Annotated in this window: 8 protein-coding genes; 3 read left to right on the top strand and 5 right to left on the bottom strand. The window is 72.5% G+C overall.

The genetic code is table 11. The features are described 5' to 3' along the window. Positions 1 to 177: 177 nt before the first annotated feature. Positions 178 to 1,194, bottom strand: a complete 1,017-nt coding sequence (locus tag QP090_RS08975; RefSeq protein ID WP_285938082.1) for an SGNH/GDSL hydrolase family protein — start codon at positions 1,192 to 1,194, stop codon at positions 178 to 180. Positions 1,195 to 1,370: 176 nt separating this feature from the next. Between QP090_RS08975 and QP090_RS08970 the strand changes: the two genes are divergently transcribed. Next, positions 1,371 to 2,768: a cystathionine beta-synthase gene (locus QP090_RS08970; protein ID WP_285938081.1), complete on the top strand. Its 1,398-nt coding sequence runs from the start codon at positions 1,371 to 1,373 to the stop codon at positions 2,766 to 2,768. Between the two features lie 196 nt (positions 2,769 to 2,964). Here the strand turns inward: QP090_RS08970 and QP090_RS08965 are convergent, their stop codons facing one another. Next, positions 2,965 to 5,130 carry an MMPL family transporter gene (locus QP090_RS08965; RefSeq protein ID WP_285938080.1) on the bottom strand — a complete coding sequence of 722 codons (2,166 nt, stop codon included), beginning with the start codon at positions 5,128 to 5,130 and terminating at the stop codon, positions 2,965 to 2,967. Positions 5,131 to 5,289: 159 nt separating this feature from the next. Between QP090_RS08965 and QP090_RS08960 the strand changes: the two genes are divergently transcribed. Next, positions 5,290 to 6,438, top strand: a complete 1,149-nt coding sequence (locus QP090_RS08960) for a cystathionine gamma-synthase (RefSeq protein WP_285938078.1) — start codon at positions 5,290 to 5,292, stop codon at positions 6,436 to 6,438. Positions 6,439 to 6,617: 179 nt separating this feature from the next. Then, positions 6,618 to 7,727, top strand: a complete 1,110-nt coding sequence (locus QP090_RS08955) for an alpha/beta hydrolase (RefSeq protein ID WP_285938077.1) — start codon at positions 6,618 to 6,620, stop codon at positions 7,725 to 7,727. Between the two features lie 34 nt (positions 7,728 to 7,761). Here the strand turns inward: QP090_RS08955 and QP090_RS08950 are convergent, their stop codons facing one another. From QP090_RS08950 to QP090_RS08940, 3 genes are all read right to left on the bottom strand, one after another. Further along, positions 7,762 to 8,283, bottom strand: coding sequence for a hypothetical protein (locus QP090_RS08950; protein ID WP_285938076.1), 522 nt, complete (start codon positions 8,281 to 8,283; stop codon positions 7,762 to 7,764). 38 nt (positions 8,284 to 8,321) lie between these two features. Further along, positions 8,322 to 10,394, bottom strand: coding sequence for a vWA domain-containing protein (locus tag QP090_RS08945; RefSeq protein ID WP_285938075.1), 2,073 nt, complete (start codon positions 10,392 to 10,394; stop codon positions 8,322 to 8,324). 123 nt (positions 10,395 to 10,517) lie between these two features. After that, on the bottom strand, positions 10,518 to 11,939 hold the full coding sequence (locus QP090_RS08940; protein ID WP_285938074.1) for a sigma 54-interacting transcriptional regulator: 1,422 nt from the start codon (positions 11,937 to 11,939) through the stop codon (positions 10,518 to 10,520). Positions 11,940 to 11,994 lie beyond the last annotated feature (55 nt).

Raw genomic sequence — 11,994 nt, 5'->3', positions numbered from 1 at the left:
GGCGGCCTGCCGGTCGCAGCGACCGGTGACCGGCCGGAGTCGTCGGGGCGGACGGTGTTACCCGCCGGTCACATGCAATCTAGCCGCTGCCCCGGGGCGGGGGACAGACCGGGGTGCGGGCATCGTCGACGACCCGGCCGGCCGCCCCGCGGGCCGCCCCGGCGCTCCGCGGGGCGCTCAGCCGCTCCCCGGGGTGATCGCCTTGGTGCCGGCGTCCTCGGTCACCCCGCGGCGCCGCAGCAGCGTGGCCCAGCGGCCCCGGGGCCCGCGCTCGCTGCCCCCGACCCGGGTGCCGGCCACCTCGGTGCCGGCCTCCTCGGCGGCCTCGGCCGCCGCGAGGTAGACGGGCAGGACCCCGGTGCCCCGTCCGGCCACCGCGAGCAGCTCCTCCTCGGCGTCGGCGTCCAGCCTCAGCGCCGCGGCCATCGACGGCAGCACCGCCAGCGCCGCCGCCGCGTACCCGCGCGCGGACGGGTGGTAGCGGTCCTCGCTGAACATCTCGCGCGGGTCGGCGGCGAACTCCCGGCCGAGCAGGTCGCCGAGCGACACCGACCGGCCGCCGCGCTCGACCACCGCGATGGTCTGCGCCGCGGCGAGCTGCCGGCTGGCGCGCTGCGCGATCCACCGCAGCGGCTGCATCACCGGCTTGACCGAGCCGAGGTCGGGACAGGTGCCGACCACCACCTCGCAGCCCGCCGCGAGCAGCCGCTCGACCGTGCCGTCGAGATGCCGCACCGACTCGGCCGCCGGGACCCGGGCGGTGACGTCGTTGGCGCCGATCATGATGACCGCGATGTCGGGCCGGGCCTCCAGGGCCGGGCCGATCTGCTCGGCGAGCACCTCCGACCGCGACCCCGACCGCGCCACGTTCGTCAGCCGGACCGGACGGTCGGAGATCGCCGACAGGCCGTGCGCCAGCAGCGCGGCCGGGGTCTCGTCCGGCGTGCGGACGCCGAGCCCGGCCGCCGTGGAGTCGCCCAGCACCACGAACGACAGCGGCTCGCCCGCCTTGCCCTCGCCGTAGACCCCGTCGGACCGTGGCGGCTCACCGTTCGGGGCGGCCTGGATGATCTTCCGGGCGAGCTTGGCCTCGACCACCACCAGCCCGAAGGTCACCGCCCCGAGCGCGGTGATGCCGCCGCCCCCGTAGGCCGCCGCCGTCGCGATGCGCCGTGCCGTCAACGCTCTCAGCATCGTCCGTCCACCCTCCGTGACCACCGGGCGCACCCCGCTCCCGTGGTGATGCCCGCGGCGGCCGATCTGGGCTACCGTCGGAAACTGGAATCTATCCGAATCCACATCCCGCCCTCCCGTGGTACACGCGGGTTGAACAGGGATGCAAACACGCCGAAACCGACAAGGACGACGCGGTGCACGTACACGATTCGCTCGTCGAGCTGATGGGGAACACCCCGCTGGTCCGGTTGCGCAAGGTGACCGCCGACCGGCCTGGGCAGGTGCTGGCCAAGGTCGAGTACTTCAATCCCGGGGGCTCGGTGAAGGACCGCATCGCGGTCCGCATGATCGACGCCGCCGAACGCTCGGGGGCCCTGCCGCCGGGCGGCACGATCGTCGAGCCGACCTCCGGCAACACCGGGGTCGGGCTCGCCATCGTCGCGCAGGAGCGCGGCTACCACTGCGTGTTCGTCTGCCCGGACAAGGTCGCCAAGGACAAGGTCGACGTGTTGCGGGCCTACGGCGCCGAGGTCGTGATCTGCCCGACCGCGGTGTCGCCCGAGCACCCCGACTCCTACTACTCGGTCTCGGACCGGCTCGCCGCCGAGATCCCCGGGGCCTGGAAGCCCAACCAGTACACCAACCAGAACAACCCGCGCTCGCACTACGAGACCACCGGTCCCGAGCTGTGGGAGCAGACCGAGGGCCGCATCACGCACTTCGTGGCGGGCATCGGCACCGGCGGCACCATCAGCGGCACCGGGAAGTACCTCAAGGAGGTCTCCGGCGGCCGGGTACAGATCATCGGCGCCGACCCGGAGGGCTCGGTCTACTCCGGCGGCAGCGGCCGGCCCTACCTCACCGAGGGCGTCGGCGAGGACATCTGGCCCGAGACCTACGACCGCGACATCTGCGACCAGGTGATCGCCGTGTCCGACCGCGACTCGTTCGTGATGACCCGGCGGCTGGCCCGCGAGGAGGCGCTGCTGGTCGGCGGATCCTGCGGGATGGCGGTCGTCGCGGCGCTGCGGGTCGCGGCCGAGGCCGGACCGGACGCGGTGATCGTGGTGCTGCTGCCGGACGGCGGACGCGGCTACCTCTCCAAGATCTTCAGCGACGAGTGGATGGCCGACTACGGCTTCCTCACCCCCTCCACCGAGGAGGCCAGGGTCGGCGAGGTGCTCACCCGCAAGGGCGCCGGGCTGCCCGAGTTCGTGCACGTCCACCCGCACGAGAGCGTGGAGACCGCGATCGCGATCATGCGCGAGTACGAGGTCTCGCAGCTCCCGGTGATGAAGGAGGAGCCGCCGGTGATGGCGGCCGAGGTGGTCGGCTCGATCATGGAGACCGCCCTGCTCGACGTGCTGCTGAAGGACCGGGCCCGCCTCAGCGAGCCGCTCGAGGCGCACATGTCCGCGCCGCTGCCGACCATCGGCTCCGGCGAGCCGGTCAGCAAGGCCGTGCTCGTCCTGGAGAACTCCGGTGCCGCCGTCGTCCTGGTGGACGGCAAGCCCAAGGGCCTGATCACTCGACAGGACCTGCTCGCCTACCTCGCGGCTGGGACGACGGCCACCCAGCTCCCCGCCCAGTAGTTTCGGGGCCGGGCGCCCGGTGATCCGCCGGGCGCCCGGGACCTCCGTCCCCTGGTGCCGTCTCGTTCCCCTGGACGCGACGAAGCGCCGGAGATCGGTTCGATCTCCGGCGCTTCGCCTTTCTACCGGGGGTCGGGCCGCGGGGTCCCGGCCGTATGGGCGGCGTTACCGGCCGGTGCCCCGCGACCCGACGTTCTCAGGAGGGCCGGCCCGACGTGGCGAACCGGTCGTCCTCCAGTGCCTCGGGCTTCGGCGGCTGCGCCTTGGGCGCGTCGCCGTGCCCCGGCCACCAGGCCTTGTGGCCGAGCAGCGCGGTGATCGCCGGCACGAAGAACGCCGACATCACGAACGCCGACAGCAGGATCCCGATCGCCACGCCGAAGCCGATCTGCGCCAGCATCGACTGCGGCGAGATCATCAGCACCCCGAACGTGCCGGCCAGGATCACGCCTGCCGCGGCCACGGTCGGACCCGCGTGCTGGATGCCGAGCGCCGTGCCGCGCCGCGGATCGTGGCCCTCGCGGGCCTCCTCGCGCAGCCGGGCGATCATCAGGATGTTGTAGTCGGTCCCGATCGCCAGCACGAACAGGTACAAGATGATCGGCAACTGGAACATCAGTCCCGGCTTGCCCTCGATGCCCTGGAACACGGTCACCGTGGCGCCGAGCGTCGCGGCGAACCCGAGCAGCACCGCGCCCACCAGGTAGATGGGCGCGACCACCGCCCGCAGCAGCAGCGCCAGGATGACGCCGATCAGCAGCACCGCCACCGGCAGGATGACCGACAGGTCGCGATTGTTGATGGTGTTGATGTCGGCGAACACCGCGGTCTGGCCGCCGACCAGGACCTTGGCCCCGGCGGGCGCGCCCTGGTGCACGAAGTCGCGCAGCGGGCCCTTGACCAGGCTGATCGACGTGCTGGAGTTCGGGTTGTCCTTGAGGACCACGTTGTACTTGGCGACGGTCTTGTCCTGGCTGAACAGCGGGGGCTGGACGTCGCCGACGCCCGGGGCCTTGGTGAGCCGCTGCCCGTAGGGGGCCAGCTCGGCCGCGGTCAGCGGCCGGTCGGCCTTGACGTAGACCTCGGTCGGCGTCAGCGTCCCGGCCGGGAAGCTGTTCTTCAGGTCGTTCATCGCCTTGGCCGACTCGGTGTTCTGCGGCGCGCTGGCGCTGAAGTCGTAGTCGGCCTTGAAGCCGAGCGTCGCGGTGGCGAGCGCGATGAGCACCAGCCCCGAGGAGACCGCGGCCACGAGGGGGCGCCGGCCCACGGCGTTGCCGAGCTTGACCCAGAGGCCGGGCTTGGGCTCCTTCTTCCACGCCTTGGACGGCCAGAACACCACCTGGCCGAGCAGCGAGACGACCGCCGGGACCAGGGTCAGCGAGGTGACCAGCATCACGCCGACCGCGATGGCGAGCTGCGGGCCGAGCCCGCCGAACGCCTTGAACGAGGCGAGCAGCAGCACCAGGAAGGCGACGATGACAGCGCCGGCGGCGGAGGCGATCGCCTCGCCCACCCGCTCCACGCTGTTGATCATCGCGGTCTTCTTGTCCTCGCCGAGCCGCAGCCGCTCTCGGTAGCGGAACAGCAGGAAGAGGATGTAGTCGGTCCCGATCCCGTACAACACGATCATGACGATCATGTCGAAGCCCTTGTCGAAGTTCAGGCCGAAGGCGTTGCCGACCATCGCGGTGACCGCGTTGGAGACCATCGACACAGCGAGGACCACGATGATGGGCAGGATCGAGGCGAGCGGGCTCCGGAAGATGATGCCGAGCAGCACGATGATCAGCGCGATGGTGGCGATGCCGATCAAGGCCATCGTCTGCTGGTCGGACTTCTCGTTGTCGACCGTGGACGCCATGTCACCGGTCACGCCGAAGGTCAGCGGGCTGCCGCGCAGTTGCGCGGTACTCTCGGTGCGCAGCTTCTTGATCGCGTCCTTGGCGGTGTCCATCGCCTTGGTGTCGGTGTAGTCGTTCGGCAGCGGGGCCGCGATCAGCTGGATCGAGCCGTCCTTGGCGGCGGGCGTGGCCGCCACCTTGGTGACGCCGGGGATCTTCTTGGCCTGGAGCGCCGCCGCGACTCCGGCGACCTTCTTCTGGTCGGCCGGGGTCAGCTTGCCGCCGTCCTTGCGCTTGACCACGATCATGGCCGGGCTGGTCTTCTGATCGGCGCTCGGGAACGCCGTCGCGGCCAGCTTGCCCGCCTGGATGGACTCGTACTTGCTGGGCAGGAAGTCTTCCTGGTCGGACGAGGATTTCAGTTCCGGTGCGAAAGCGATCAGTCCCGCGGCCACGACGATCCACGCGAGGATCGTCCACCACGGGTGTCTCACGACGCCGCGCCCAAGGCGTGCGAACATGCGCCTTCCTTCGTTTCAGGGGTTCGACTGGGGATACCCCTAAAACGGTAGAGATCGTACGGGCCGTTCGAGTCACCCGAGCAGCTGAAATACCGGGTGATACCTGCGGGGGAGCGTCTCCTCCTCCAGGAGGGCGGACGGGTGGATAGCCTCGTTCCCATGGACAACGAGGTTCAACAGGGATTCGAGACCCTGGCGATCCACGCGGGACAGGAGCCCGACCCCGTCACGGGGGCGGTCGTCCCGCCGATCTACCAGGTATCCACATATAAGCAGGACGGCATCGGCGGCCTCCGCGGGGGCTACGAGTACTCCCGATCGGCCAATCCGACGCGTACCGCGCTGGAGGTATGCCTGGCCGAGGTCGAGGGGGGCGTGCGCGGGCTCGCGTTCGCGTCCGGGCTCGCGGCCGAGGACACGCTGCTGCGTACCGTCTGCCGTCCGGGCGACCACGTCGTCATCCCCGACGACGCCTACGGCGGCACCTACCGGCTGTTCGCCAAGGTGGCCGAGCCGTGGGGGGTGGTCTTCGACCCGGTGCGGCTGACCGACATCGAGGCCGTCCGCGCGGCGGTGACGCCCGCCACCCGGATGATCTGGGTGGAGACGCCGACCAACCCGCTGCTCGGCATCGCCGACATCGCGGGCCTGGCCGGCGTCGCCCACGACGCGGGCGCGCTGCTGGTCGTCGACAACACCTTCGCCTCGCCCTATCTCCAGCGCCCGCTGGCGCTCGGCGCCGACGTGGTGGTGCACTCGACCACCAAGTACATCGGCGGGCACTCCGACGTGGTCGGCGGCGCGCTGGTCGCGGCCGACGCCGGGCTGGGCGAGCGGCTGGCCTTCCACCAGAACGCGATGGGCGCCGTCGCCGGTCCGTTCGACGCCTGGCTGACCCTGCGCGGCATCAAGACGCTCGGTGTCCGGATGGACCGGCACTGCGCCAACGCCGAGCGGGTCGTGCAGCTCCTCACCCGGCACGAGGCCGTCCGCGAGGTGCTGTACCCGGGCCTGCCCGGCCACCCCGGCCATGAGGTCGCCGCCAAGCAGATGAGGGCCTTCGGGGGCATGGTGTCGTTCCGGATGGGCACCGAGGAGGCGGCCGTCCGGGTCTGCGAGCGCGCCAGGCTGTTCACCCTCGGCGAGTCGCTCGGCGGGGTCGAGTCGCTGATCGAGCACCCGGGGCGGATGACGCACGCGTCGGCCGCCGGGTCGCCGCTGGAGGTCCCGTCCGACCTGGTCCGCCTGTCGGTCGGCATCGAGGACATCGATGATCTTCTCGGAGACCTCGAACAGGCCCTGGCCTGAGGATTCGCCCGCGGCGGGCGGGACGGGCCCGGCCCGCCGCCGGGTAAACGCGGGACCTTGCCCGCACCAACCTTGATCAAACATCTATGATGTGCGCGCCAGGTTCCATGAAGAAAGGGCCCGGAGTGCGCAAAGTACTGGTTTGTGGTGCGGCGTTCGCCGCCACCTGTGTCTCCGCCGTGGCCCTGCCCACGGCCTCCCAGGCCACCACGCCCCAGCCGACGCCGAGCCTCTCCGGCTCGGCGCCCGTGACCCCGCCGCCGGTCCCCACCGAGGAGCCCGCCGAGCCGGGTCCCTCGACCGGCCCGCCCGGATCCGGGAGCCCCGGTCCCAGCGGCCCCGAGACGCCGTCCCCCTCCACGTCCGCCCCGCCTCCGGCGACCGGCTCGGCGACCGGCGGGGTCGTGTCGGGACGGGCCGTCATGGTGACGCCCCGGCCGCCCAAGCAGGCCAGCTACGCCTACGGCCCCGCCGCCCGCCAGCGCATCGACGCCTACTGGCGTCCGGCCGCGGCCAAGGCGAAGGGCGCCAAGACCAAGGGCGCCGCCACGGCCGCGGGCAAGGCCAAGGCCGCCGTCAAGCCGGGTCCCGCCGTGCTGGTCCTGCACGGCGGCTACTGGCTTGAGGGCGACAAGGGCGGCTGGAAGTACTTCGCGCGCCGGCTGAGCGCGCAGGGCTTCACCGTCTTCGCCGCCAACTACCGGCTGGCGACCATGGCGCAGTGGCCCGCGCAGCGCAACGACGCCGAGGCGGCGCTGTCGTTCATCAAGAAGCACGCCGGGCACTGGAACATCGACCCCGACAACATCGTGGTGGTCGGCTCGTCGGCGGGCGGCCACCTGGCCACCCAGCTCGGCACGTACGGCACCGCCGGGCAGCGGGTCCGCGGCGTGGTCGCGCTGTCACCGGTCAACACCCCGTACCTGGCCTTCCAGGAGGGCCTGAAGGCCAGCGCGACGGGCGGGCAGCGCAAGCTGCGCCGGGCCGTCACGCAGCTCATCAGGTGCACGCCCATCGAGGCCGACCCGACCTGCTGGAAGCGGGTGGACGACGCCAACTCGGCCTCGCACGCGTCCGCCGGCGACGCCCCGATGCTGCTCATGCACAGCACCGGCGACTTCGTCCCGGTCACCCAGAGCACCGGGCTGGCGGCGGCGCTGCGCGGCGCTGGCGTGCCCGCCACGGTGAAGACCGTGCCGGGCAAGATGCACGGGCCCGCGCTGATGAACGACGAGCACGTCTACCCCGAGATCCTGGCCTGGCTCAAGGCCCGGACGAAGCCGAGGTAGCGGACCGGCCGGCCCGGCGGGCGCGTCCGCCGGGTCAGCCGTTCCAGACCATCAGCACGAGGACGACCAGCCACAGCAGCGCGACGACGCCGGACATGGCCGCGATCCGGCCGCGTTCGACCTGCGCGATGTCGGCGCCCGGTGCGGCGGGCTTGGCCGCCTTGGCCTTCTCGCCTTCTTCCGCGCCCTCGCCGCCCGTCTTCGTGCTGGACGCGGCGGGGGCGGCCTTGGCTGCGGCGGTCTCCAGCAGGTGCGCGGCCTTGCGCTGGTCCCGCTCCACGATCAGCAGCAGCACCAGCGCCACGATGAACAGCGTCATCGACGCCGACAGCCACGGCTTGGCGAAGTCGCCGCTCGCGAGGAACAGCCCGAACAGGAAGATGCCCAGCGTGCCGATCCCGTAGATCCGGGTGGTGCGGTTGAGGTACCGGACCACCACCAGGTTCTGGTTGCGGATGAAGCGCGGGGTGGCCATGGTCGCGGCGGTCAGTGGTCCCAAGGTGAAGATCGCGAAGCCGATGTGCAGGATCAGCAGGAGACGATCAGAACTCGACATGACGCCGACCCTAGTCCTCCGGTGCGGCGCCTGTACGGTTACCGGCGCCCGCGCCGCACCCGCAGATAGTCGCTGACCACGTACTCGCCGAGCCGGTCGGCGTCGGGCGCGAAGACCCGGCCGCCGTTGCGCCGCGCGACCTCCTCGACGAACGAGACCAGCCGCCGGTCCTCGGCGAGCATGAAGAAGTTCATCGTGGCCGAGCGCCGGGTCATCTTGTCGACCTCGGCCAGTGTCAGCACCAGCGTCTCGGTGGACGGCGGGTAGTCGAACAGCGACCGGCCGTCCGGCCGCAGGTGCGCGGTCGGCTCGCCGTCGGTGACCACCAGCACGATCGGCTCGAAGTCGGGATGCCGGTCCAGGTGCCGGCCAGCGATCATCAGCGCGTGGTGCAGATTGGTGCCCTGCACCATGTCCCAGTCGAGCCCGGCCATCTCGGTCGGGTGCAGCGTCCGGGCGTAGTTGGAGAACCCGATGATCTGGATGGCGTCCTGCGGGAACTTGCTGGTCACCAGCGTGTGCAGGGCCAGCGTGGTCTGCTTGGCCGCCGCCCAGGTGCCGCGCAGCACCATCGAGTACGACAGGTCGACCAGCAGGCACACCGCGGCGCCGGTGCGGCGTTCGGTCTCGTGCACCTCGAAGTCGTCCACGCTCAGCCGGACCGCACCGGACCGCGGCGGGCCGGACGTACCGGCCCCGGACGTACCGGACCCGGACGTACCGGACCCGGGCGCGCCGGACCCGGGCGTGCCGACCGCGGCCGGCGCGCCGGGCTCCATCACGCTGCGGCGGATCGCGTTGCCGACCGTCCGGACCACGTCGAGGGGCTGCTCGTCGCCGAACCGCCATGCGCGGCTCGACCCGGTGAGCTCGCCGGCCTGCCCGGCGTCGCGCTGGTCGTGGTCGCCCTGCCGGCCCGCGGTGAGCCGGGAGAACACCCGGCGCAGCGCCGTCTCGCCGAGCCGCCGCACCGCCTTGGGGGTCAGCTCCAGCGTGCCGCGGCGGCGCTGGAGGTAGCCCTGCCGTTCCAGCTCGGCCTCGATGCGGCGCAGCGCGCCGAGGTCGTCGACGGCCTGCCGGCCGAGCGCCCGCCGCACGGCCTCCTCGTCGACGTCGTCGAGCCGGGCCCCCGGGTAGTCCTGCCCGAGCGCCGACTCCAGCTCGGCCAGGTCGGCGAGCTCGGCCAGCGCGGTGGTGGCGTCGCCCACCCCGAGCGGGGCGTCGCCGGTCATCTGCTCGGGCGTGCCCCAGCCGAGGTCGGGACGGCGGGCGCGCAGCGAGTCGCCGAGCCGGGACATCTCCAGGGCCAGGCCCGCGTCCTGCATGACCTGGTCCATCAGCCCGGCCAGCTCGGCGCGCTGCTCGGGGCTCAGTGAGGCCAGCAGCCGGTCCGTCGCGGCGGCCCGGCGGGCCAGCGAGTCGACCAGCTCCTCCAGGTCGCGCGGCCGGTCCGGGTCGTCCTCGGCGCCGAACATGTCGCCGTACTCGGCCATGAACCGCTCGAAGTCCTCCTGGGTGTGCTCACCGCGCGCGTCCCGGTCGAGCATCCGGTTGAGCGCGGCCATCATGTCCTTGACCCGCTCCATGGACCGCGGGTCCTGGCCTTGCAGCGCCTGCTTCATGCCCTGGAACTGCGCGTCGAGGACCTCGCTGCGCAGCAGGTCCCTGAGCCGGTCGAACGTCTCGCGGGCCGCGGGGGACCGCCACTGGTAGTCCGACAGCCGCCGGATCGCCTGCGAGGTGTCCTCGGGCAGCGTGTCGAGCTCGGCCTCGCGCAGCCGCGCGTCGTCGCCCGGGTCGGGGAACAGCTCGGCCCGCTCCTGCCCGATCGCGGTGTCGAGCAGCGCCCGCGCCTGCTCCAGCGTGCCGTCCAGCCGGCCGCGGTCGCGCAGCGCGCGGCGCCGCTCGCGGACCTGGCGGAGCAGGTCGTCGAGCCCGCGCCGGCCGCCCTCGCCGGGCAGCCCGCGGCGCAGCAGGTCGCGCAGCGCCTCGTCGGGACGGGTGCCCTCCAGCACCGCGTCGCCCATGGCGTCCAGGGCGTCCCGGACGTCGTAGGGCGGGGACAGCGGGTCGGGCCCGTCGCGGTACGCCCCGTACCGGTAACGACTCATGTCGGCCTCCCCATCTCGGGACGCGCCACCGCGGGGTCCGGGACGGATCCGCGGCGTCCTTCGTGCCGTTCGTTCAGGTTCGGTGCGGCTGAGTGCTCGGCGCTGAGCGCTCAGTGCCCGGCTCTACGTGCGGTAGGTGGCGGTGCCGTCGCCCTGCCCGGCCGGGCCGTCCTTGGACAGCCGCCGGGTGAGGAACAGTCCCTCGAGGGCGAACTCCAGCGCCGCGGCGGCCTGGCCGGGCGACTCACCGCTCAGCTCCAGCCGTTCCATGATCTTGGCGAGGCCGGGGATCGGGCCGACCCGGCGCAGCAGCTCGCCGGCGGGCACCAGCTCGCCGGACTCGACGCTCTCGCCCGCGTCGAACTTGTCGAGCAGCCCGGACAGGTCGGCCGGGCCCAGCGTCCGCCGGTAGGTCTCGGCGACCGCGCGGCGCAGCAGGTGCTCGAGGACCTCCTGCTCGCGGCCCTCCTCGCTGACCTCGAACTCGACCTTGCCCATCAGCGACGGCACCACCGCGGGCAGGTCGCACACCCGCGCCACCGCGCGCTCCTCGCCGGTGAGCGCGGCGCGGCGCACCGCCCCGGCGGCGACGGTCTCGGCGCCCGCGAGCGCGAACCGCGCCGACACCCCGGACCGGGTGTCGACCGCGGTCGACTCGCGGACCAGCCGGGTGAACCGGCCGATGATCTCGATCAGGTGGGCGGGCACCTCGGCGGGCGGCCCGGACAGGTCGGCGAACTCGGCCTCCTGCCGGATCAGCGCCAGCTCGGCGTCCAGCTCCAGCGGGTAGTGGGTGCGGATCTCGGCGCCGAACCGGTCCTTGAGCGGGGTGATGATGCGGCCCCGGTTGGTGTAGTCCTCGGGGTTGGCGCTGGCGACCAGCAGCACGTCGAGCGGCAGCCGCAGCGCGTAGCCGCGGACCTGGACGTCGCGCTCCTCCAGCACGTTGAGCAGCGCCACCTGGATGCGCTCGGCCAGGTCGGGCAGCTCGTTGATGGAGAAGATGCCGCGGTTGGTGCGCGGCACCAGCCCGAAGTGCACCGTCTCGGGGTCGCCGAGGGTGCGGCCCTCGGCCACCTTGACCGGGTCGACGTCGCCGATCAGGTCGCCGACGCTGGTGTCGGGGGTGGCGAGCTTCTCGCCGTACCGCTCGTCGCGGTGCTTCCACGCCACCGGCAGGTCGTCGCCGGCCTCGGCGGCCAGCCGCCGGCAGCGCACGCACACCGGCGCGTACGGATGGTCGTTGATCTCGCAACCGGCCACCACCGGGGTCCACTCGTCCAGCAGCCCGGCCAGGGTGCGGATCAGCCGCGTCTTGCCCTGCCCGCGCTCGCCCAGCAGCACCAGGTCGTGCCCGGCGATCAGGGCCCGCTCCAGATGCGGCGCGACGGTGTCGTCGAACCCGACGATGCCCGGGAAGCGCGGTTCCCCCGATCTCAGCCGTTCGAGCAGGTGGTGGCGGATCTCGGCCTTCACCGTCCGCTGGACGTGGCCGCTGGTGCGCAGCTCGCCCAGTGTGGTCTCGCGGGGTGTGGTTGCACGCACGCGATCGACATTACGTCGCCGATCCCCCGAATCGCACCCTGGAAGCGCGATTCCT

The sequence above is a fragment of the Actinomadura xylanilytica genome, from assembly GCF_030283145.1.
In the GTDB taxonomy this organism is placed as follows: domain Bacteria; phylum Actinomycetota; class Actinomycetes; order Streptosporangiales; family Streptosporangiaceae; genus Spirillospora; species Spirillospora xylanilytica.
Note: the sequence above shows the minus strand (reverse complement) of the source record. Positions and strands in the feature narration are given on the sequence as shown.